Here is a 22,456-nt window from a genome sequence, read left to right as displayed (position 1 = left end):
CCAGAACACCGGTACCAAAAACTCGCATCTGACAGTAGTCTTCCCTTCAGAACAAAGGGAAGTTCGTGAAGTTCGTGAATGCAGTGTAATCTAGCGTTGGGCCGCTGAAGTCATTGGTGGTGAAAAGATATTCTAAAGTGTCACCAATTTTCACCTATCTAGGAGAATGTAAAAATGTTCATAGGAGCGACTAGATTCAGTATCTTCCAACCGAGTTCCCATGCTTGGAACTTGACGAAAAATGCTGGAAGGGGCACCCCAGACGAACTGAAAAGCGTATTATATTCTCCTCATCGGATTGAGCCTAGGCTCGACATATTCCTCAATTTCTCGTTGCCCATAATCGCGAAGGCTGCCGAGCATCACTTCATTAGGCACGTTGTAATGTACTCGGAAGAAATGCCGAAACAGTACAAGGAAAGGTTGGAGGAAGCCGCTGCAAGGTGGGATTTTCTTGTGCTCAACAAGCACGTTGACGGAAAGTCTGATGAGACCGTGCCTGGGCCTCATATGATCGCCAAGAAATACTTGGGTGATGAAGGCACTTATGGTATTTACCGACTGGACGACGACGACTTGTTATCTGAATCGTTTTTTAGCCGAGCTGAGCGCTTTATTAAACCCGCCTTTGCGGGGATGAGGTTGAGCTTTGCGAGTGGTGTCACCGGATTCTACGAAAATGGTGAATTCTCCTATCTGAAGACTTGCTATCACCCGATGATTGCCATTGGACTCTTAAATATCTGTCATCGAGTTGACGCGCACAATATTATCCAACCCAGCGACGCGCCTCATATATATTCGGACCGGTATGATCCTGTGATCCTTGATTCAGAAGAGCCGATGTACTTTTGGACGCGTCATTGTAATCAAGATACAAATGTCGCCGACGAGGGCGATAGTCGCGCTAGTATCCTAAAGGAGCTAAATTCTCGCCCCAGTTTCGGAGGCACAGAAAAAGCAATTGAACTGTTTCCTACTCTAGAGGGGAACCTAAGACCTATTAATTTCAAGCCCATTGTGCAGAACGCAATGGAAATCGGTGCTTCACCTGTGTCTCTGGCAGTAGAGGTGAATTCCTCAACCTTTGAGGTGAAGCTGGAAGTAGAAGCCCCACTAGGGACTGTGTCTCGCGCTGGCTTGGTTTCGTTTCAATTTGAAGACTCCGAGGGAATGCCGGTTAAGGCGAAGGACGTGGTTATTGAAGGCTTAACGTCCTCGCCCAACGATGCAATCGGGTGGTATAAATATTTGCAAACTGATGCGGGTCGAGTCTGGCAAACTTTTACGGTGGGCGTCGAGAGCGGACATCGTCTATCGCAAATAACTGTTATGCAATTCGGCAAAAATTCCCGAGATTTCACTGTCCACAATATCCAGATCGGCTCTGTCGAATAGAGCACGCGGTTCGACAGCAGACAACCTAGCGGAGCTAACACATGATCTATCAGTTTATTTGCGAGCTTGAACGAAATGTCGACAATATCAGGAGTTGGGACAATCACTATTCGGAAAAGCGAGTAGTTGAAGCTGCGCCAAAGAACGACCAAATTTCATTTTTGAAACATGTGGCTTTACCCTGGTATGAGAAGATTGCACAAACAAAAAAGATCGTCTTTAAGATCGTTGCGGGCGAGATCACGGGAGAGTTAAAAGAGGAACTCTATAGTCTTTCGGGCCGATATCCCTTTGTCGTTTTCCAATCCATAATTGACACAGACGATGCTGCGGCGAATCGATTTCAGGAAGATAAATGGCGGGAACCGCTGGCACTTCTGCCGATCGTGCCATGGCAGCTATATACCGAGCAGGCCCTCGATCTACTGGCGAGCGAGGGTGCCCAAGTGGGCCGAACCCGATGCTATACATTTGAGAGCAATTACTGCGCACGTTCGGTGGCACAGGGCTTCAAGCGTATTAGGAAGTTGGAAGCGCCGAGTATGGTGGTGTCCGTATCATACTCTAATGAAAGCGATCCGCGGGCATTCAGCTACAAGAGCTTGGACGCGGCAGCCTATTACCATCCCATCATTCACGTTTCAAATTGCCCCGGGTTTCTGTTAGCCGCCCCAGCGATAAATGAACAATTGCAAGGCAGTATACGACCTCTCGATGAGTATGAAGAGCAAGCCCTGCCGTACGGTATTAGAGAACTTTTAATCGAGCCTCGAAGGGAAATCGTAGTAGATGAGCCAGCTCGCCTGGCCGACACCATTGAGGTGAGCGCAGATATTACGGGCCCATTTGAACTAGAGACGACCTTGGAACTTGGGGAAGGGATCGAACCCAAGAGCGCGTTGTTTTCATTCGATCTCGTCGACTTCGACGGTAGACAGCTGTCTACCGAAGTCGAAATCGAAGGGCTGGCATGCTCTCCTTCGCCTGCTATCGGCTTCTTCTTCTATCTTCTTAGCTCGAATCCGGGAATAAATACTTTTACTCACAAAATTCAACTGCCAGAATCTGTTCGATGTGTCAAGATCAAGTTGCTTCGTTGGGGCAACTCTGACGCGGCCATTGCTCTCAACTCGCTAGCAGTCAAGGAAAATTAGTATGACTATAGGCGCTCGCAAATTTGCTTACGTAACGGCTCTTAATTCCGAAAACTACCTCGAGGGCGTATTTGCCTTGGATCGCAATCTTCGAGCGGTTTCATCGAGATATCAACTCGTAGTGACAGTGCCAGAAACGCGCGAAGATTTGGTCGAGAAGCTCGGCGAAAGAAACATAGCTACGGTTACGTTTCCGGAAATAGACTTGAAGTGTCTGGAAAAGTTGGGAAGCCACTACTGGGCAAAGACGTTTTTCAAATTGCAGGTGTTCAACCTTGTGCAATTTGACAAGATTGTCTTGCTGGATTGCGATATATTACTGCTTCGAAATATCGATGATCTTTTCGCGCTGCCACATATTTCTGCTGCAAGCGTTGGACCTGCTATTGGCTTGCGCGGCGCAGCTTGGCAAGGACTCACTTCGGGTGTTCTGGTCCTGGAGCCTAGCCCTAGCTCCTACGAGAATGTATTGAAGGCTGTGGAGGACGTAGTTGAGCGAAAATTGGCGAAAGGACACAAGGCCGGCGACCAAGATGTAATAAACATGGTCTATGGCGCTATTTGGGCTAATGATGACCGTCGGAAATTACCCGAAACATACAATCTGATTTGGGCCTTTTTGGAAGAATACTGTCGAGATCACCTCGTCGGAGGCTTGGCGGACGTAGCAGTCGTGCACTTTGCTGGCAGCAAGAAGCCTTGGCACTATAGCGAAACCGAGGTCACGCAGCTTAGGCATGACCTTGCGAAAGAGGGAAAGTTTTGTATGCTCGAGACCTTTGAGCGCTACTTAAACCTGTTCGATGACGTGAGTCTCTAAGACTACAGACAAATACCGTGCATAGGGAACAATAAATTGAGGAAGCTAATTAAAACTTTAGGAAAGAAAAGTTTATTCATTTCTGCAACGGGTCTAATTCTGGCGGTGTTGGGCCTTAGTTTGTTTACGAGTAGTTTTTCGCGCTGGATTTATATTCTATTCTTGAGCTTAGTCTTCGTTTATGTCTTAGGCACGGGCCTTTATGTGACGTTGATTATGCGCAACTCTTTGAGCCGCTTGAACACGCGGGTTAATGGACTCCATCACTATTCGAAGGGGGTTCGGGATACCTTGAGGGATATGGACGAGTCGTTGCAGCGACAATATATTGAATCGACCGGTCAGATGGAATCCCTCAGGTACCTCTCCAGCCGCACCGGCGTCCTAATTTCGCAGTTAGAAAATATTGACGCTGTTCTTCACAGCAAGGCTGCACTTCCAGTAGTGACACGAGAGAGCAAGGTCGAGGAAGACCGTACTGGTGCGCAGGATCTTGAAAGAGTGCCAGAATGGCGCTCTGTGTGCAGTTGGCCTAGAGCCGATAGTCGTGCGAAGTCGGGAAGCGTTGAGCATCCAACGGGTTTCTCTTCGTCTATCGACGAGATTGTGCCGCATGAATCCGAAAACGCATCCATCCCGCGGTTCGTGGATGAGGAATCGATTATCCAATGGAGACATCAGTCTGCCAGCGATCTCCCAACGCAAATTACGTTGGAAAAGGGCGGTAACGGTGTGGAAGTGAACTTCGATGCTAAGCCGGGGGACGTCTTGGAAATTGAAGTTCCGGTTATCGCGGATCTTGATTCCGATGGTTCCAATAAAGCAGGGCTTATTTGGGCGAGGGCCTTTGCTGCGGATGGCGAGCCCATCGACGCGCAGTTACTGTCTTCGCCAAATCCTCGGCTCGGCAGTTACTCCTATTTAGACGACCGGCGGTTTAGTAACAAGTGCGTTGACCTAGTTATACCTACTGGTACAACCCGTCTTCATATTGGTATTGAGCCGTGGGAAAAGAACATTTCCGTAGCGCCGACCTTTAAACTACGCCGTAGCGTCCCTAATCGAGAGTGGCTCCAAGCTCGTAATCTTAAGGATCTTCGGGTCGCGGTTGTTTTGGACGAGTTTTCGTTCAAGAGCTTTGCCCCAGAGTTTCAACCTATCGTGGTCTCGCCGTCTAACTGGCGGGAAAAGTTCTTAGTGGAGCGGCCAGACTTATTTCTGTGCGAATCGGCTTGGAGTGGGCCAGATTCCGTAAACCGAGAATGGAAAGGAAGTGTCTATTCCTCGATCAACTTCGAGAAAGAAAACCGACACGCCTTGCTATCAATTCTCGAGTACTGTAATGAGCACTCAATTCCCACAGTATTTTGGAACAAGGAGGACCCGACTCACTATACGGACAAAGTACATAACTTCGTAGATACTGCCGTTCGATTTGATCATATTTTCACCACAGATGCTGAGTGCGTTGAACGGTATAAACAGGACTTTAATCACCCCAGCGTCCATTGTCTGCCCTTCGCGGTTCAACCGAGATTGTTTAATCCGATAGAAGATTCTTCAAGAACCAGTGCTCTCGTCTTCGCAGGGGGATGGTATTCCAACCATGAAGATAGAAGCGCCAGTATGACCCGAATCTTCAGGTCTGCGCTCTCAAGCGGCAGAGGCCTAAAGATTTATGACAGGTTCCACGCTTCTGGTGATCCTTTGCATATGTATCCGGAGGAGTTCGAGGAATTCACGGTGCCGCCAGTGTCGTACGACCAGGTCTCCCGTGTTTACAAGGAGTCCGAATTGGGACTTACTATAAACACGGTAGTCGACTCAGAGACTATGTTCGCGAGGAGAATTTTCGAGCTGATGGCCTGCAATACTTATGTAGTATCTAACTACTCTAAAGGGGTCGAAGATTTTTTCGGCGACACTGTTACCTTTGCAGATCTGCATCCTGACGAGCTGAAGCTGATTAGCCGTGAGGAAATCGCGAGGCGTCGTCGAGTGAATTTGAACCGGGTTCTCCAGGAGCATACTTATAGGAATCGCTTTCAGAGCATTGTCGATACGGTGGGGCTGAAGTATCGGCGAGAGCACAATAACGTCGACTTGGTGGTTACTGTAGCTACTGAAGCGGACTGTCGTGAGACGCTCTATCGGTTTGATTCTTTGGGCCTTAACAGGGCTCGCCTCTTCCTGATGGTCCAGCGAGACTGCCCAGGAACTCAAGCTGCCAAGTTGTTTGAAAAATTCAATCGAAACAACACACTGGTTTTCTCCGAACGCATGTTGGTTGACGGAAGGCTACGAACGTCTGCGCTGTTTGGTAGTAGTGCAGAAATCCTTTTCTTTCCTGCGGGTGTTGGGCTTAGTACGTCCAATGAGGAGATACGTATGTTACGAGCCCATCGCCAGTATATTTCCGACCCAATTGCTCCGGTCTCGTCCCAAAAGTATAAGTACCAGTTGTGGAATGGAAATACCCCGATGCTTGTAGCTACGGATGGGTTTGAAAGGTTACTACAGGTAGTTGGTGAACCGACCGTGCGAGTATATGGAGTCTAAGATGCCTACTGTAGATGTATCATTTGTAGTACCGTGCTATAACGCGGAGCGCAAGATGCAATGTTGTCTCGAGTCGCTGGAATCTCTATCGAGGTCTGGTGTAAAGATCGAAGCGATTTTCGTCGACGATTGCTCGACGGATCATACTCGGGAGCGGTTGGATGAATTCTGTAGTGGCCGGGGGAGTGGTTGGGCTGTAGCGGCCACAACTAGTAGTAACTCAGGATCTCCTTCGGAGCCGCGCAACCTCGGGATGTCACTTGCAACTGGTGAATACATCTATTTTTTGGATGTAGATGATGGTTTGATTCAAGCCGGATTTTTGAAAGCGTTGGAAATTGCTCGGATACATGATGCCGATGTCGTTCGGGCACCATTGATGAGGCGTGAGGAAGGTAGTGAACGTCTTTTTAACGAATTGCGCTGGAATGATAGTGTTGCCCGCAAAGACGCAATCGCAAACATAATTAGATACCAGAGCACGACTGTCGGTGGGTTAATCAAGAGGGAATTGATTAAGTCCAATTCGCTAAGCTGGCGCAGCGATTTGAGAATGGGAGAAGACACGCTTTTTCTCTGTTCCGTGCTTAAAGTTGCTGAGACAATTTGCTATTCTCCTGACCCTGACTACCTCTACAACGTCAAGCGTGTGGAAGGCTCTGCGTCCTCGACGCAGATGTACGATGACCGAGAGTTGGAAAATCACCTTGAGGTGTGGCGCGAAGCTGAAAAGTTACTTAAATCCATTGGGCTTTCATATTTTTCACTGCGAGGTAAGGTTGCCCTCCAAACGGTGATGCTGAATCTTATTCACGTTAACCGTGGTGGTGTGTGTGAACGGCTTTTTCTTCAACTTCGGGATTTTCTAAAAACTCACAAAAAGACTGTAAATGGATTTAGGTACAACGATCGTCTTTCCCGTGTTCTGAGTTTAATCTTGTCGGGGAAATACAGCCTTTTCCTCGAGGAGATTAAGGAGCGGCTCCTCGTTGCCGGATATGATTTGAAATTTATTGAAAAATCGTTTCCGAAATTGAAGCGTTTTTACCAACTGAAAGTTGACAGATGGAGTGGGCATGATCGACACGATGAGGCGGAGAGCCGCAAGCTTTTGGAATGGGCCGAAGTTATTCATTGTGAGTGGCTCCTAGGGAATGCTGTGTGGTACAGCGAAAACAAGAGGCAGGGACAAAAGCTGATTGTGCGTTGTCATCTATTTGAGATGACGCGGGACTTTGGCGACCGGATTCGTGTTGGTGCGGTAGATAGATTCGTTGTGGTTTCCCTACCGACTCTTGAGGATTTTGTCGAGAGGTTCGATCTGCCGCGTGCGCGGACGAGGCTCATGCCTAACTTCCTTGATGTGGATTCATATGAAAAGGGGGAAGGCGAAGATCGTTGTTTCAATTTGGGAATGGTGGGCATTCTTCCTGCCCGAAAAGGATTTCATAGGGCGATTGAGCTGCTGCAACAGCTTCAATGGGTTGATGACCGCTATAAGCTCGTCGTGTTCGGTAAAACTGTCGAAGATGTCGATTGGGTAGCAAACAATCCTGTTGAAAAGGAGTATTTTGATCGTTGTGAAAGCTTGATTTCCTCTTATGGGTTATCTGACAAGGTTGAATACCGAGGCTGGCAGGATATGCGTTCGGCTATCTCTGAAATTGGGTTTTTGCTTTCGATGAGTGATTTTGAAAGTTTTCACGTCGCCCCTGCAGAGGCATTTGCTGCCGGAAATGCTGCGTTATTTCTCCCTTGGAGAGGGGTAGAGTTCATCTATCCTTCTAAGTATATCGTCGAATCCATAGGGCAGATGCTGGATTCTATTGTGTCAGCCAACACGAGTGAGGCCATTGAGGACTTTGCAACCGAGGGGCGCGACTGGGTGCGCAACAATTTTGACGTGGAGAAGTTTGTCATCGAGTATGATCGAATGGTTCTAAATATCTAGCCGACTGGGTAAAATCCCAGTCGGCTAACAGCCGTGCCAAAACAACACGGCTAAACAACCCCGGCTAATCCACCCGCGAGGTTGACAAAACTAAATGGGAACACCCCAGAGAGTTTCGCGGCGCGTCGTCCTCTAAGATTGGTTTATGGCTAATTCCACTTCCGTCCGCACTGTTGTTGTCCCCGCAGCTGGTATGGGTACGCGTTTTCTGCCTGCTACGAAAACTGTCCCGAAGGAATTGCTTCCAGTCGTGGACACTCCAGGCATTGAGATGATTGCCGAGGAGGCCGCAGGGGTCGGCGCGACGAAGTTGGCAATTGTAACCTCGCCTTGCAAAGACGAAGTGATGCGGCACTTTGATGAGTTCCCGGAACTTGTGGAGACTCTCCGCGCTCGTGGTAAGGATGAGCAGGCGGTAAAAGTTGAGCGTGCTGCGCAGATTATTCAGCCGGTGGCAGTTGTGCAGGACAAGCCTTTGGGGCTAGGGCATGCGGTTGGACTGGCTGAGGGAGTGCTCGATGATGACGAGGATTTCTTTGCCGTCATGCTCCCGGATGATGTCATCGAGCCCACTGCTGCTATGAGCGAGATGATTCGTGTGCGCCAAGAACAGGGAGGCTCCGTGCTCCTAGCGGTTGAAGTGGATCCTGACCATGTATCTAACTATGGCGTGTTTGATATTGAGGATACTGACAACGACCGCGTAAAGAAGGTCGTGGGCATGGTGGAAAAGCCCGCGGTGGAGGATGCGCCCTCAAATCTGGCGGCTACTGGGCGCTACTTGCTCGACAGGGCGATTTTTGATGCTCTGCGGCGCATCACTCCCGGGAAGGGTGGAGAGCTTCAGTTAACCGACGCAATTGATTTGCTTATCTCTGAAGGCCACCCCGTCCATGTTGTTGTGCACAACGGTATTCGTCATGACCTAGGAAATCCCGCCGGTTTTATCCCGGCGAGCGTGGAGTTTGGCCTGCGCCACCCGAAGTATGGGCCGACCCTCTTCCGAGACCTTGAGGCGATTATGGAGAAGTACCGGCCACAGTTGGGGTAGCGGTTAGTATCGCGTCCCCAAATCATTGGGTCTGTAGCGGCACCTAATTAGTGATCTCTAGACTTGTCAGGATCTCGCTGGGGATGACGGCGTCGGCAAGCTCCTGCACAATCGGTTAATCGTCTGGGATGAAGCCAGCCGTCGGACAACACGACCCTGCGGAAAACTATGAAGCCCTCATGGGTCTTCGCCATGGCGCTCGGCGCGGCAATTGGTTGGGGCGCCTATATCTTGCCCTTCGATTGGATGCAGAAGGCGGGGCTGGCTGGTACGGTCATCGGCTTTGTCGTTGGTGGCCTGATGATTGCCATTATTGGTTTGAGCTACGGCTTTACAATTCGCGCGCTGCCGCTGACGGGTGGTGGGGTGGCTTTCGCTATGGCGGCGCTCGGCCGGTCTCATGCGTTTATCGCGGGGTGGGCGCTGACGCTAGGGTACTCGTGCGTCGTCGCGTTGAATGCGTCGGCGGTCACGCTCGTCTTCCGTGTCACGCTCCCTGAATTGGTTATGTGGGGCGCGCTTTCTGGCTAGTTCCAGTTCTTTGCCGTTGTGATCATGGTTGTGGCGGTGGTGGTCATTGTGGCTTCGATGGTGGTGTATTACGTCGCCAAGCGCCCGGAGCTTGCCCCCGCTTTCCCTGTCGACGTCCCGCCGGCGGCAGCGGTTGCGACCATTATCGCTTTTGCCCCGTGGGCCTACGTAGGCTTTGATTCTATTCCACAGCTAGCGGGCGAGTTCAATTTCTCGCCGAAGAAGGCGCTAGGCCTTTTGATGTGGGGAATCATTGCGGCGACCTTGATCTACTTGGCGATGATGCTCGCGACCTCCATCGCTGTGGGAACCCATCACGATGCTTATGAGGGGGAGCCATGGCCGCCGGCGGCAGCGATTAGCGAGGTGATGGGGCCTGCCGGATTGGTGCTCATGGTTGTAGCCGTCAGCGCCGGAGTTCTTACTGGGTTGAACGGATTCTTCACTGCGGCAAGCCGAGTCTTGTTTACTCTTGGCCGCGCCAACCTAGTCTCGAGTCGGCTGGGTGAGCTAAATGGTAAGCAGCGCACCCCGCGCAACGCGATTCTTTTGGTGTGCGCGGTGTGCTTGGTAGCTCCTTGGTTTGGGCGCGCGGCGTTGACGTGGGTCGTCGATATGTCCAGTGCTGGTATCACGGTGGCGTACTTCTATACGTGCTTCTGTGCATGGAAGATTGCGCGTACCGGGCAGGTTCCCGGGATGCCCAAGCCGATAGCACCGAACCAGTTTTACGAGTACTTCGCGCTGGCAGGCTGCATTCTCTCCGTCGGGTTCTTGGCGCTGCTCTTCGTTCCGGGCTCGCCTGGCATGCTGGGAACAGCCCCGCTGATCGCGCTGGTGGTCTGGGTTGTGCTGGGGTTGGTGTCTTGGGCTATCAAGAGCCGTCAGCTGAAGGGCGTGCCGCTGGAGGAGACGGCGGCGTTGATTCTGGGATAGCAGATCGATATCGCAGGTACGTTCTTACATAAGTACAGGATTTGTCGCTTTGAACGGGGCGGGGGAGAGGCGTCGTCAAGCGCCCGCTCATTATGCCCAGCTCTATTTGAGCTCGTGCAGTACTCGGCACGGGGCGTCGGCAGGCTGCTCTAACGCGATACTTTCAGAAGGATTGGTTTAAGGTTTATATTATTCCTTTTTCCTTTACTGAAAGGTTACGCGCCATGGCCAAGAAGGACTCCATTGAGTCTGCTGCAGTTTCGTTTAGCACCGAGGATGATGGCTCTTTTTCCTGCGAGCTGCGTTCCAATCTTGGGCGGGTTGTGCGCGTTGCGCAGCATGGTGACAGCCAGTCACCGGAGGTAGAGGGCGACGCCGAGCTTACTGGGTCGCCGGCTATTGTTGAGGCGCTGTGGTCTGCCGCGGTGGGGCAGAAGGAATCGGATGATGCGGAAGCGCAGCTTCCGTCTGTCGTGGCTGCGGTTGAGGAAGACTTCAATTTCAATAACGATTCTATTAGCCCAGACGACCAAGGGGACTCCGCCGCTAAGGCGGTAAAGCGCGCAGTCAAGCGCCATGAGCGAAAGGTCCAAGAGCTTAGGAAGCAAGCTATTGCTTCCGCAAAGTTGGCCACGACTTTGGCCGAGCTCATGGACACTCTCAGTAGCGACACCGAAGAAGGCTGGTGCTCTCGTTGCCTAACCAAATCCAGCCACAGGAAATCTAAGTCTAAATCGCTGTACGTGTGCGAGAGCTGCGGCTCGGCCACGTCCCACTGCATCGTGCCTCAGTGCGATAACTTCGCTGCTGCTGGCCTCGGCTTGGTGGCTTTGCCGGCCTTGTGTGCAGAACACCTTCATCAGGTTCCGGCTTTTGAGCGCCTTAATTACCGCATCGATGACCTCACCCAATGGCGCGAGCTGCGCGCATTCAAGGAAGCTGATGTTGGCCGCGCAGCCAAGTTTGCTGCTGTTGGTGTCGGCGCTTTAGTTCTCGGAGCTGCCGGTGGATGGGTTGCCGCACCGATGGTAGGCAGCGCTTATGGAACCACGATTCTTGGTTTATCGGGCGCAGCTGCTCACAATGCTGGCCTAGCTGCGCTCGGCTTCGGCTCCTTGGCATCAGGCGGATTTGGGATGGCCGGCGGAAGTATGGTCGTCGCTGCTGCTGGTGGGCTGCTCGGCTCCGCGTACGGAATAAAAGCGCTTAACTCTTATATCGGCGAGGATGATTCCTTTGATATTCAGCGCGTCCGCAAGGGAGGCGGCACGCCAGTTCTCATCGCCCGTGGTTTTACTACTGAAAAGAAGCTGGACTGGCGTACCGAAGTTAAATCGGTTGAAGCCGCGTACCCAGATTCCCCGATTTACCTGGTGACGTGGGGCAGCAAGGAAATGTTGGAGCTTGCTGGCTTCCTTTTCCCAGGTGTTGGCCTCGCTGGCGGCGCCGTGTTGAAAGGGAGGGTTAAACATGCTGGAAAGAAGCTGGCCAAGAAGGCAACGCCTGTCGGCTTGGCGCTTGGTGCCGTGGATCTGGTCAAGAACCCGTGGACGGTTGCAGTTAACCGAGCGAATAAGACCGCCATGGCGCTCGCAGCAATTGTTCAGCGCTCCAACCTAGAGTCCGTGGTACTAGTAGGGCATAGCTTGGGTGGCCGCGTCATGCTCAACCTCGCTACCGCACTTGCGGGCGCTGCCGAAACCGAAAACGAGGTGCAGGTTGAAGCCGTGCATCTTCTGGGCGCGGCCATTGGGCAAGATGCGAAGTGGGATTCTCTTAGGGAGGCGCTTTCTGGTGTCGTCCACAATTACCATTCTTACAATGACTGGGTCCTCGGATATCTATACCCTGCAGCAATGGGCGGAAGGAAGGCGATAGGCTTCGAGGGCCTGGACGCGAGTTTCGCGGTCAATCACGATGTGAGCGAGGCGGTCAAGTCGCATTCTGCTTATTACGAAAATGTGGAGTTAATTAGCGCCGTCTCAGGCTAGGCAGTGGATTGCTGCCTACCCGATAACTACTGGCAACGCAAACGCCATCCCGGTGCTCCAGACCAGGCGCAGCGTGGTGGCGGAGATGAGGTTGTCCGCGCGGCGGGCTTCGAGAGCTGCGATGCCGCCGATGAGGACGGAGGCCACCAGGAGCAGAGGGACGCCCATGGCAGTGGTGACGGCGGTGTAGAGGGCACTTTGAAGATGAGTGAGGGGGTGGGGGAGGAGGCGTCGGCAAGTGCGCGGCGTGCCACGTCGCGGAAGAAGAGTTCCTCGCCCACGCCGTTGATGATCAGCGTGGCCAGCGTCATGGGGACACTGCCGTGGCGCATGTTGTCCAGCAGGTCACTCACCGGCCCGGCTAGGGCGGGGATGGAGCGCACGATGAGGGCGCCGAGGAAAACAGGATGATGAGCAAGATGCCGATGACAACACCCCGGGCCAGTTCACGCGGGGCGTGGCCGGAAAAGCAGCGGCGGTCGCCCCACTTTAGCCACGTGCCCAGCCAGACGGCGGCGGTAAAGAACGTGGCCAGGTAGAACTGCCGGGAGCCGGGGTCCGCGTGGCAGTCCGCCCCTGAGCATGGAGTGGTGCTTGCGCCCTACGCCGCGTGGACGGGCTTTGCCACGCTGCTCAGCGCGGAGATTGCCCGACGCAACCGGCGGTAGGCAACGCGAGGATAGACGCTACGGCCTGGGCGTCAAGTGCCCGGTGCGGAGTTAGAGCACGATCCTTGGGCCAATACGTAGTGGCATCGGAAGGGTGCAGGGCATGCGGGTGGTTGGTAACGGAGCTCTGCAATGGCCAACATTGGTTACGTTTGAAGAATGAGCTGTAGAACTCGATGTTGAATCTGTGAGATCTGCAGCACGGTTAATCAAGAATCTCTAGACTTGCCAGAAACGCGCGCTGGGATCGTCCGCAAGGTCCTCGCGCTTAAGGTGAATTGTCTGGAGTGAAACTACATGTCGGAGAATGCGACACTGCGGAAATCTATGAAGCCCTCGTGGGTCTTCGCGATGGCCCTTGGGGCCGCGATTGGCTGGGGTGCTTATATCTTGCCCTTCGACTGGATGCAGAAGGCGGGACTTGCCGGAACGGCCATCGGCTTTGTTATTGGCGGCCTGATGATTGCCATTATTGGTTTGAGTTATGGCTTTACCATTCGTGCGCTGCCGTTGACCGGTGGTGGCGTGGCGTTCGCCATGGCATCGCTCGGCCGGGCTCATGCGTTTATTGCGGGATGGGCGCTGACGCTGGGGTACTCGTGCGTCGTCGCGTTGAATGCGTCGGCGGTCACGCTCGTCTTCCGTGTCACGTTCCCTGAATTGGTGATGCGGGGCGCGCTTTACGACGTCGCCGGGTGGACCATCTATCTTCCCGAAGTAGCGATCTGCTCGTTGTTTATCATTGGGTTCGCGTGGTTGAACTCTAAGGGTGCTGCGCTATCCGGCCGGTTCCAGTTTTTTGCCGTCGTGCTCATGATTCTGGCAGTGGTGGTTATCGTGGCGGCGATGGTGATCTATTACGTCGTCGAACGACCGGAGCTTGCCCCAGCTTTCCCTGTAGATGTGCCGCCGGCTGCGGCGGTGGCGACGATCATCGCATTTGCCCCGTGGGCTTACGTGGGGTTTGATTCCATCCCGCAGCTGGCGGGCGAGTTTAATTTCTCTCCGCGGAAGGCTCTTGGGCTTTTGCTGTGGGGGATTACTGTAGCGACGCTGATTTACTTGGCGATGATGCTCGCGACGTCGATTGCCGTGGGGACCAATCACAGTGACTTTGAGGGTGAAGCCTGGCCGCCAGCGGCAGCCATCAGCGAGGTTATGGGGCCAGCCGGATTGGGGCTCATGGTCGTTGTGGTGAGCGCGGGTGTACTGACAGGTCTCAATGGGTTCTATACCGCGGCGAGCCGTGTGCTGTTTACCTTGGGGCGGGCAAACTTGGTCCCGCGCCGTTTGGGTGAGCTGAAGGGCAAGGGGCACACACCACGCAATGCGATTCTCTTGGTGTGTGCGGTGTGTTTGGTGACTCCCTGGTTTGGGCGCGCGGCATTGACATGGGTCGTCGACATGTCCAGTGCCGGCATCACGGTGGCGTATTTCTATACCTGCTTCTGCGCATGGAAGATTGCGCGTACTGGGCAGGTGCCCGGGATGCCCAAGCCGATTGCGCCGAACAAGTTCTATGAGTACTTCGCGTTGGCTGGATGCATCCTCTCCATCGGGTTCTTGGCGCTACTCTTCGTTCCGGGCTCTCCTGGCATGCTGGGAACGGCTCCGCTCATCGCGTTGGTGGTCTGGGTTGTGCTGGGGCTGGCGTCGTGGGCCATCAAGAGTCGGCAGCTGAAGGGCGTGCCACCGGAGAAGACCGCGGCGTTGATTTTGGGGTAGTGGGCAAGGAGGCGTAGCGGCTAGTCACAAGCTACTGAGGTGAAGAGAGTGAACGCGTTTGGCGGTGTCAGTTTGCGCCAACTCCGACCTGCTAAAACCTGCCCAACTGAGAAGTGGGCGGATTACACTCGCCGATGATGTCGCGACCACAAGGAATCGTTAGCCGAAGGGAACGAAGCTAGAACGTGCATCGTGTCCAAAAACGCAGACACTAGTTCAAAAAGGTGCCGATTGGGTGAGGGTAGTTTTAGATAATGGATTGCACCGAAGCGATCATGTTCGTTCTTTCCTACAATCGGTCTTGGAGAAGCTCCCCGAAGAAAATGAAGCGAGCTTCTAAGAGACAAGCGATTCGATCTAACAGTCACCGTCAATATGCCGGGAATTCTTGCTTGGTTTCCAAAGTAGCCCGCCGTTTTCGGATCCTGTGAGGAGAGAAAAATGAATACGGAGTATTTAAAGCAGCTTCGCCGAGGCGAACACCTTTCGGGGTTCCTAATGTGGTGCGATGGAGAAGAGACATTTTCGGTACCAGGCGTGATTCTTCTTGAAAAGTCCGGCCAAGTAGTCATCAGACTAATTCTGCATAGTGAGTCTCCGGTCAAACTCGGATTCGAACCGGGCACATATGCCGTAGCCAACGGCGTAGAGATCAAGCCGATTCTTATTCCTGAAGTCTGTTCATTTGATTCCAACGGCGGTGTGCTGACTTTAGTACAATCGCGTAGTCACCGCCGATTTACCGAGCTAATTGGGCACCCTGTCGAGCTTGCTATATGTCCGCGGTATGTGATTGCCAGTCATATTGAATCGCCACATTGGAAACACCCAGTTGAGATGCGAGCGGAGATTGAGGGGCTGGACGCTTGGATATGTAGTGGAATTTTTGGGCGTTCAATCAGTGTAGATAGGGACTCTGAGACCTACCCGTCGAAGGATCGGGTGACGCTAGAGAGCTTCGACTACCAGGCCCAAATTTTTTCGGGCAAAGCGTCGGGGAGGGACTTTCGTCTTAGAGTTGTGCCTTTATCTGAGTCTTTTCGCGGCGATAATGGGGAAGAAATTGGTATAAGATTCCGCAGCGTACTCGAGGTGTCTTCGCAAGGTGAGATAATGACTTGGGATGACGCATTAAAGGAGCTTCGGTATTTGAGGGAATTGCTGATGCTTCTAGCATGGAAAACCCTGCATGCTATGAACCTTCAAGGACGATTTGGTCAGAGCCAAGGTTGTAACAAGGACTTCTGGGAAAGTATCGGGTTTCAGGCTCCAGAAGTGCCGCCGGTAGGTGACTGGGCCGATATTTTCAATTCTAGTTTTTCTCTGTCGAAGCCATCGAATACACAGAACTCGAGGTATTCCTTTATCATTCCATTTCACGAATTTGACCAAGAGATGCTTGATAAGTGGCGTCATACCCGCGAATACTATTCGCATCCCATCCAGCTATTCATTCAAACTATCGACAACTATCAGATGGCACCTGAGGTAAAAGCCCTGCAATTAGGTGCAGGCATCGAATCTTTGGGGTTCAAAGTTCAGGAGAAAAAGACCAGCATAAAATCAGCTGATGGGAAAAAGGCGATTCAGTTATTCCGTCGGGTAGAGGAGCCAGCAAGAAAGATTTTTCCACATTTATTCGAGAGCTGGTCGACCGATGCCAACGAGGTCTATCAAGCCATGAAACACTTGAATCGAGAACTTTCGGATACAGGAGAAATCGCGAAAACAAACTACCAATCGATCTTGGTAATCCAGATATGGCTGGCCCATGAACTTGGTGCAAGCGAATCGAGTATCAAACGTCACGTCGAAGAGCGGATGGCTCAGGTGCCTAAGTACTCAAAAATTGAAGACCCATCGATGCTGGACGATAACGCAACTACCATCATGAATGACGATTCTGCTCGCTAAGCTAGATTTGCAATACTAAGGCTAGGACTGTTATGTCTAGAGACTTTTTGGACATGGAGTCCAGGAGGTTTTGGACAGGACCTCAATACTGCCCATGAAATACCTTGAACGCGACTTTTCAAGGACTCCAGGGCGGGCGCTGTAATGTGCACGGCCTCTAATCCAGTAGCAATGGGTCATGAATGGGGCAGCTCTAACCGTTGTTGCGAGTGAATCCTTGCTTGGCTATGGTCGAGCTTCTCTTTCTGAAAGCCGAGGCGAGGGCATGGACGTTGGCATCGAAAAAGTCGTGGACGGTGGCAGAGATGCTCTCCTTGTCATCGGTTTCGCGAGTGACTCGGCCAACCTGCTGAATGACAACGCCGCGGAAGCTTACTGGTGCGGCCAGCACGAGGGTATCCAGCGTGGGAAGATCAATACCTTCACCAGCCACCTGGGACATGGCTAAAAGGACGAAATGCGGTGTTGCCGCAATTTGTTCACGGACGGCTTGCCGCTCAGTGGCTTTTTGCCCGCCATGAAGTTGGAGGACGGGGAAGGGGGCGTCGGTAAGCAGGGCGTTGAGGGCAGCGAGGTGTTCGCGTCGTTTCACCAGGACGAGGACCGTGTGCTCGTCTTGCGCTGCTTGTGTGATGACATCGGCGATGAGGCGGTTGCGGGGCTCATCCGCCGCCAGAGTGGTGTCGAGGTCGGGCCAGAACAGGTAAGGGGAGTCGTACGTGAACTCGGTGTTGTGGACTACGTAGTCGCGGCGTCCGGGGCGCTCGAGCTCGACGGTATGGCGGATAGGGCCGCAGATCAAGGGAAGCAGCTTATCGAGGCCATCGGAGCGGTACGGTGTCGCGGTCATACCGAGCATGAAACGAACATCGAGGTGAGCTAGAACGTTGGTTAATCCGGCGGCGCCGACTCGGTGGCATTCATCAACGATGATGTGGCCATAGCTGGAGAGAAAGTCAGTCTTGGAATCGCTCCGGCTGATGGACTGAGCTGTGACAATGTCTATCTCTCCACTGAGCTTCTTCTTGGTGCCCGAGTATTGCCCAACCTGAACTTCCGGGAGGAACTGCTTGAGGGCTTGGCGCCATTGGGTAGCAAGCTCCCTGGATGGAACAATCACCGCAGTGGGAACTTGGCGCCGGGCGATGATTGCACACGCCATGACGGTCTTTCCGGTGCCAGGAGGAGCAATGAGCATTCCAGACTTGTGTTTGAGCATCTGTTTGACGGCCGAATGCTGGTAGGGGCGTAGTTCGCCGGCAAATGACGCATCGATGCGCCGGGGCTTGGGCGTATGACCACGACGTGTGACGGTATATCCTGCAGTCTTCAGGATGTCGAGGACGTCATCGAGCGTGCCGCGGTCGAGTGTGAGGACTTGGTCCTTTTCATCAAAACGTACGATGAGCCGTGGAGTGCCGAAAGTGGAGAAACGTTGGGCCTGTTTTATATAAAACTGCGGGTTGGCAATAGCGCCTAGGTGCCGCAGGGCCGTACGAGTGGTGGCATCGACGCCTGATAAATCGACGTGGACGTGCGAATCGTGCGTGACGTTGACTTTTCCGGAGGCCTTGAGCTTCTTTAGCTCTTCGCGGGTGGGTGCCTGGGGAAGGGACGTCTCGGGATCGGGCTGAAGCGCAGCGTAGATTTTCTTGAGCTCGGAAAGCGATGACTTCTTCGTTCTTGCCAAAGCCTCAAATTGGTCTGGCAAAGGTTGAAAATTACTGTCGACGAAGACCGTTGTGCCTTCGGATCGATGGTGGCCTGCTAATGGGAGGGCAATAAGGTTGCCGAAACCGCGGCCTTTCGCCGGCAGCGTGTCTTGGGACGGAAAGAATCGGTCGAAACTGGAGAAGTAGGAATCCGGGCTAGCCTTGGCAAGAAGCCCGATGCCCACGGAACGAGCGAGGCTGGCGGGAATAGGTTCGCCGAAAAACACCCAGACGTGAGCTCCGTTCCCAGAACGCGATACTTCAATGAGCGGATCGAGGCCCTGGTTCCTGCATTCCTTCGCGTAGGCGCGGGCAGCTTGCTTGAAGTCGTCATCATCAAAATCGCAGACCAACAACCGGCAACTGTCATCTGTGCACAGTGGGTAAAGCCCGACGTGGAAGCGGTTGTCCCGGCGCAAATGTCTTTCGATCACTTTCGGCGTCAGGGGTTTTAGGTCGGGATTTCTTCGGTCATAGTAGCCATTGCTAGCCGGGTACCAAGCCTTCTTTCCCGCAGTATTTTTGGCCACTGCGTAGACGTCTGTCCTCCCCGTGAAGTAATCCATGAAGAGCGCGATCTTTTCCTCCGGTGAGCGGTTTTCAGAGTGAACATTCGCCGGCGGCGGTGTGTCTGCAGTACTAGGGCGCGAAGGACCATGACCGAGGGCTTTCAGTAATTGGGCCACCTGGGACTCCAATTCGCTAACGCGAGTTTCAAGTGCTTGGAGGCGTTCCTGTTCAGTCATGGTGCGTGTTCCTTGTGCGTCGGAACTAGTTTATCGGACGGTGTGCGGCTAAAAGCCCCAATTAATCGTGGAGTCCAAACTTACTTGTTCGACAAATATGATGTTGAACGCAAAAGCGTGAGGACACTCTCCGCCCCAATTGAACGGGGGTATGCCGACGGTGGGCTTAGCCCACGGTGACGCGCCCGGCGGGGAACAAGATTGTATTGTTTCCTGTATGAGCACCATTCAGCCAATTGAGTACGTCGCCGTTAAAGGCTTTGCGTCCATCAAGGACGTAAAGCTCACCTTGGCACCGGACGTGACAGTTCTTATCGGTGCAAACGGTGCAGGCAAATCCAACATCATCCGAAGTTTTGAACTGATGGCCCACATCATGAAGAGTCGACTTCAAAATTATGTGCTCGCACGTGGCGGGATGAATAATCTCCTCCACGTTGGACCACAAGGGCGTGATTCAGCTCTTTCCTTGAATGTGCAGTTCAGCCCCAACGATGCCGACACATCAAATGGATATATTGCGCGTCTCAGGAGCACAGATGAGGATAGCGCTTTTCTCGAGGAGTGGTTGACCTTCCACGACCGCAAGAAGTATACGGCGCCGTACGATAGCCCGCTGCCGGCTGGAACTGAGACTGCTTTAGAGAAACTCAGCGGTAAGGAGCAGCGCTTTGCTGAATATGTTCGCCCACTTCTTGCCGGTATTCGGGTATTTCACTTCGACGATGTCGGTTCCCAGGCCCCACCGAAAACCTTTTCTTCGGTGGCCGACAACTTAAGTCTTCATCCCGATGCTGGCAATATAGCTGCGTACCTTCTGCGGCTAAAGGACGAGCTTCCTGATGACTACTTTGAGATTGTCTCGGCAATACGCAACGTGGCTCCTTTTTTTGATGACTTCGTCTTGGTCCCGGAAGGAGCCTCTCAAGACAACGTGCGTTTGAGGTGGGCACAGAAAAACCTTGATACGGTTTTTAATGCTGCACAGCTTAGCGATGGCACACTGAGATTTATCTGCCTGGCAACGCTGTTGCTTTCGCCAGGTAGACCACAATGCATTGTTCTCGATGAGCCTGAGTTGGGTTTGCACCCACACGCAATTGTGCAGTTGGCGGCACTGTTACGCAAGGCTGCCCATGCTGGCCGTCAGTGCGTGGTCGCTACGCAATCGGCCCTCCTTCTCGATGAATTCTCTGTGCACAACGTGGCGGTGCTCACTAGGAACAACGGAGAAACCCAAGTGGTTTCTCCATCTGAAGATCAGCTGGAAGCGTTCTTGAGTGATTACACCCTAGGGGAGATGTGGCGGATGAACTTATTGGGCGGAAATCTACGATACGAGGAAGCTCTGTAATGATGTCTGTGCGTCACTTGATTGTAGAGGGACAGACTGAACAGCAGTTTGCCCAGCGTATTTTGGTTCCGCTTGCGGACTCTAAAGGCATCTATGTAGTCACGAATCCTCCAAAGACAGGCACAAACAAACGTGGCATCAGCGCTCGTGGTGGAGGCGCGTGGAAGCACATGGTGGATCCTGCGCGGAAATTTCTTAAAGAACCCAGGGATAGACAAAGTAGGTGTTCTCTTCGATGTCTATGGGTCAGAATTCCAGAAGAAGCACTCTGAGCTTGCTGGCCCTGAACTCCGGAATGCGGTGAAAAGTGACGCAACGGAATCGATCCTCAAAGGTCTTGACGTTGACGAGAGCAGATTAGTGGTTGGCCCCGTCCTCTATGAGTTTGAGACACTCGTGATTGCGGCTCTGGCCTCTGGAAACACTAGGGAAAAGCCCACTGTCGTCCGAGAAGCGCGAGCAGCTTTAAAGAAGGCGCACGGTGATGTCGAAGCTATTAATGGGTCGGTATCAACGTCACCATCTCATCGTGTTGCTAAGTGGTGGGAAGACAGCCTAGGCAAGCGCTATGAAAAACATATTGATGGACCACGAATACTCAATGAGGTCCCGTGGCCTGTCGTGAAGAAAGCATGCCCCACCTTTGCGCAGTGGGTGGATGCGTTTCTTGATTAGGAGTCCGATTGGACGCTTTTCGCTACGGTGCGGCTAATACGCCAGTCAGCGTGGCCTTCACTGAAGCCGGAGAAGTAAAACTCAAAGGTGAGGTCATCGCCGCTGCCGTGCGGGACGAGGGCGGACTTGTAGAGGTTGGGGTAGCCGGACTCTTCATGTGAAATGATTGGCGTGTCTGAGCGCTTCCAATCGATGCCGTTTTGGAGCGAAGTAGGTACAGGTTGCCCCTCTGGACAGTTTGAGCATGCTTTGGTCTAGCATTGAATAGTAATAAGAATAGTAATAAGAGTCGTGTTACATTGTCGCCGCTGCGGGAGAAGAAAGAGTATCTATGTCAACGATCTACACTACCAATGAGTGGAAGGGCTACGGCAAGCAGAACTACTACTGGAACGAGTATCGACTCGAGGGCGGCACTGTCTACAAGTACAAGTGCAACCGATTCAAGTTCTTCGACGGTCATGAGAACAACTGGGAACGCGACGAAAAACTTGTCGAGTCATGGAACGTTGACGATCCGAGCATGCCCGAGTGGCTTAAGGGCTACCTATAACAATATGTTCCCCGATCCCGCTACCGATCTCCGTCGAGAGCAGAGATTCGTGAGTGGCAGGGCTTGAACAAGGCCAAGAGATTAGTGAAATCGTGGCTTCCTCCGCGTGAGAGTGGGAGCACGCGGTGGACTTCCTGGGTCGGGGTGAGCTGTCCTTCTTTCTGACACTGCTTGCATACTGGATGGAGTGCTACGTAGCGGGCACGTATCTTGCGCCACTGACGTCCATAGCGTCGGTTGATCTTCGGGTCGCGCTGGTATGAAGTGCCCCGAATTTTGGAAGCAGACCCCGCCACAGGAAATAATAGAAATCAAGGCAAACGCCGTGGGACAAAACTCGGGGCACTTCAGTTTAAAGGCCGCGAGATGTACAGCCAGTTCAATCGATCAGTGCGCCACAATGTCGTCCGCCAAATTGAAATAGCGATGTCAGCTGATATTGGAAGTCGTGGCAATGCAATTGAAACCTACGAGGTGGGTATCCGAACCGCTATCGCGGTCGGTGCGGCAGCATTCAGCCTGAAGGAGTTCCGGCACTGCGACGACGTTGATGAAGCACCGTTACATCTGCTTGCTGACGTTTTTAAAAGTTGGAGCGCGTACCTTGATCGGCTTGGTGATGATGGCTTCGTAGATTGATGTTCGCTTCATCGAGATGATTGCCTGCCGGCTCATTACTGTGACACAGGCGTTGACTATCTCTGCGCTCGTTCGGCAT

Annotated in this window: 18 protein-coding genes and 1 pseudogene; 16 read left to right on the top strand and 3 right to left on the bottom strand. The window is 52.8% G+C overall.

Translation table 11 applies throughout. The annotated features are described in order from the left end of the window. The first annotated feature begins 174 nt into the window (after positions 1–174). The 9 genes and pseudogenes from HMPREF2698_RS03230 to HMPREF2698_RS03195 all read left to right on the top strand — a co-directional run bounded on the left by HMPREF2698_RS03230 (position 175) and on the right by HMPREF2698_RS03195 (position 12,391). Positions 175–1,398, top strand: coding sequence for a glycosyltransferase (locus HMPREF2698_RS03230; RefSeq protein WP_070562047.1), 1,224 nt, complete (start codon positions 175–177; stop codon positions 1,396–1,398). Between the two features lie 41 nt (positions 1,399–1,439). Further along, positions 1,440–2,552, top strand: a complete 1,113-nt coding sequence (locus HMPREF2698_RS03225; RefSeq protein ID WP_070562045.1) for a hypothetical protein — start codon at positions 1,440–1,442, stop codon at positions 2,550–2,552. A 1-nt stretch (position 2,553) separates the two neighbouring features. Beyond that, a complete protein-coding gene (locus HMPREF2698_RS03220; RefSeq protein ID WP_070562043.1) occupies positions 2,554–3,372 on the top strand; it encodes a glycosyltransferase in 819 nt (272 codons plus the stop codon). 36 nt (positions 3,373–3,408) lie between these two features. Then, positions 3,409–5,931, top strand: a complete 2,523-nt coding sequence (locus HMPREF2698_RS03215) for a glycosyltransferase (RefSeq protein WP_141748917.1) — start codon at positions 3,409–3,411, stop codon at positions 5,929–5,931. A gap of 1 nt (position 5,932) precedes the next feature. Then, positions 5,933–7,882: a glycosyltransferase gene (locus tag HMPREF2698_RS03210; protein ID WP_168164020.1), complete on the top strand. Its 1,950-nt coding sequence runs from the start codon at positions 5,933–5,935 to the stop codon at positions 7,880–7,882. 145 nt (positions 7,883–8,027) lie between these two features. Continuing rightward, entirely contained in the window at positions 8,028–8,933 is a 906-nt protein-coding gene (locus HMPREF2698_RS03205; RefSeq protein WP_070562038.1) for a UTP--glucose-1-phosphate uridylyltransferase, read from the top strand. A 168-nt stretch (positions 8,934–9,101) separates the two neighbouring features. Then, entirely contained in the window at positions 9,102–9,464 is a 363-nt protein-coding gene (locus tag HMPREF2698_RS13580; protein WP_246819429.1) for an APC family permease, read from the top strand. A 15-nt stretch (positions 9,465–9,479) separates the two neighbouring features. Then, positions 9,480–10,400: pseudogene (locus HMPREF2698_RS03200) on the top strand (APC family permease); the annotation flags it as partial. 224 nt (positions 10,401–10,624) lie between these two features. Next, a complete protein-coding gene (locus HMPREF2698_RS03195; RefSeq protein WP_083303778.1) occupies positions 10,625–12,391 on the top strand; it encodes a DUF726 domain-containing protein in 1,767 nt (588 codons plus the stop codon). Positions 12,392–12,406: 15 nt separating this feature from the next. Here the strand turns inward: HMPREF2698_RS03195 and HMPREF2698_RS13395 are convergent, their stop codons facing one another. Further along, positions 12,407–12,559, bottom strand: coding sequence for a hypothetical protein (locus HMPREF2698_RS13395; protein ID WP_168164019.1), 153 nt, complete (start codon positions 12,557–12,559; stop codon positions 12,407–12,409). A gap of 797 nt (positions 12,560–13,356) precedes the next feature. Here HMPREF2698_RS13395 and HMPREF2698_RS03185 point away from each other — a divergent pair. Beyond that, positions 13,357–14,784 (top strand): APC family permease, encoded by a 1,428-nt coding sequence (locus HMPREF2698_RS03185; protein ID WP_070562036.1) that lies wholly within the window; start codon positions 13,357–13,359, stop codon positions 14,782–14,784. 441 nt (positions 14,785–15,225) lie between these two features. After that, entirely contained in the window at positions 15,226–16,698 is a 1,473-nt protein-coding gene (locus HMPREF2698_RS03180) for an ApeA N-terminal domain 1-containing protein (RefSeq protein ID WP_070562034.1), read from the top strand. Positions 16,699–16,891: 193 nt separating this feature from the next. Here the strand turns inward: HMPREF2698_RS03180 and HMPREF2698_RS03175 are convergent, their stop codons facing one another. After that, entirely contained in the window at positions 16,892–19,156 is a 2,265-nt protein-coding gene (locus HMPREF2698_RS03175) for a DEAD/DEAH box helicase (protein WP_070562032.1), read from the bottom strand. Between the two features lie 217 nt (positions 19,157–19,373). Here HMPREF2698_RS03175 and HMPREF2698_RS03170 point away from each other — a divergent pair, with 217 nt between their 5' ends. From HMPREF2698_RS03170 to HMPREF2698_RS03160, 4 genes are all read left to right on the top strand, one after another. Continuing rightward, on the top strand, positions 19,374–20,510 hold the full coding sequence (locus HMPREF2698_RS03170; protein ID WP_070562051.1) for an AAA family ATPase: 1,137 nt from the start codon (positions 19,374–19,376) through the stop codon (positions 20,508–20,510). 132 nt (positions 20,511–20,642) lie between these two features. Then, positions 20,643–21,185, top strand: a complete 543-nt coding sequence (locus HMPREF2698_RS03165; RefSeq protein WP_070562030.1) for a DUF4276 family protein — start codon at positions 20,643–20,645, stop codon at positions 21,183–21,185. An 8-nt stretch (positions 21,186–21,193) separates the two neighbouring features. Beyond that, complete coding sequence (locus HMPREF2698_RS13390) at positions 21,194–21,346, top strand: hypothetical protein (protein WP_168164018.1); 153 nt, start codon at positions 21,194–21,196, stop codon at positions 21,344–21,346. Positions 21,347–21,516: 170 nt separating this feature from the next. After that, positions 21,517–21,738, top strand: a complete 222-nt coding sequence (locus HMPREF2698_RS03160; protein ID WP_049064468.1) for a hypothetical protein — start codon at positions 21,517–21,519, stop codon at positions 21,736–21,738. A 20-nt stretch (positions 21,739–21,758) separates the two neighbouring features. Here the strand turns inward: HMPREF2698_RS03160 and HMPREF2698_RS13680 are convergent, their stop codons facing one another. Beyond that, positions 21,759–22,034: an HNH endonuclease gene (locus tag HMPREF2698_RS13680; RefSeq protein WP_083303776.1), complete on the bottom strand. Its 276-nt coding sequence runs from the start codon at positions 22,032–22,034 to the stop codon at positions 21,759–21,761. Here HMPREF2698_RS13680 and HMPREF2698_RS03155 point away from each other — a divergent pair. Continuing rightward, entirely contained in the window at positions 22,015–22,377 is a 363-nt protein-coding gene (locus tag HMPREF2698_RS03155) for a hypothetical protein (protein WP_168164016.1), read from the top strand. The genes HMPREF2698_RS13680 and HMPREF2698_RS03155 overlap by 20 nt on opposite strands. Positions 22,378–22,456: the final 79 nt, after the last annotated feature.

The sequence above is a fragment of the Corynebacterium sp. HMSC072A02 genome (genome assembly GCF_001810085.1).
Classification (GTDB): domain Bacteria; phylum Actinomycetota; class Actinomycetes; order Mycobacteriales; family Mycobacteriaceae; genus Corynebacterium; species Corynebacterium hesseae.
Note: the sequence above shows the minus strand (reverse complement) of the source record. Positions and strands in the feature narration are given on the sequence as shown.

Bases quoted from the DNA above. Each gene is read 5' to 3' on its own strand.
- HMPREF2698_RS03230 (WP_070562047.1), top strand. From the start codon at position 175: ATGTTCATAGGAGCGACTAGATTCAGTATCTTCCAACCGAGTTCCCAT.
- HMPREF2698_RS03225 (WP_070562045.1), top strand. From the start codon at position 1,440: ATGATCTATCAGTTTATTTGCGAGCTTGAACGAAATGTCGACAATATC.
- HMPREF2698_RS03220 (WP_070562043.1), top strand. From the start codon at position 2,554: ATGACTATAGGCGCTCGCAAATTTGCTTACGTAACGGCTCTTAATTCC.
- HMPREF2698_RS03210 (WP_168164020.1), top strand. From the start codon at position 5,933: ATGCCTACTGTAGATGTATCATTTGTAGTACCGTGCTATAACGCGGAG.
- HMPREF2698_RS03205 (WP_070562038.1), top strand. From the start codon at position 8,028: ATGGCTAATTCCACTTCCGTCCGCACTGTTGTTGTCCCCGCAGCTGGT.
- HMPREF2698_RS13580 (WP_246819429.1), top strand. From the start codon at position 9,102: ATGAAGCCCTCATGGGTCTTCGCCATGGCGCTCGGCGCGGCAATTGGT.
- HMPREF2698_RS03195 (WP_083303778.1), top strand. From the start codon at position 10,625: ATGGCCAAGAAGGACTCCATTGAGTCTGCTGCAGTTTCGTTTAGCACC.
- HMPREF2698_RS13395 (WP_168164019.1), bottom strand. From the start codon at position 12,559: ATGGGCGTCCCTCTGCTCCTGGTGGCCTCCGTCCTCATCGGCGGCATC.
- HMPREF2698_RS03185 (WP_070562036.1), top strand. From the start codon at position 13,357: ATGTCGGAGAATGCGACACTGCGGAAATCTATGAAGCCCTCGTGGGTC.
- HMPREF2698_RS03180 (WP_070562034.1), top strand. From the start codon at position 15,226: ATGAATACGGAGTATTTAAAGCAGCTTCGCCGAGGCGAACACCTTTCG.
- HMPREF2698_RS03175 (WP_070562032.1), bottom strand. From the start codon at position 19,156: ATGACTGAACAGGAACGCCTCCAAGCACTTGAAACTCGCGTTAGCGAA.
- HMPREF2698_RS03170 (WP_070562051.1), top strand. From the start codon at position 19,374: ATGAGCACCATTCAGCCAATTGAGTACGTCGCCGTTAAAGGCTTTGCG.
- HMPREF2698_RS03160 (WP_049064468.1), top strand. From the start codon at position 21,517: ATGTCAACGATCTACACTACCAATGAGTGGAAGGGCTACGGCAAGCAG.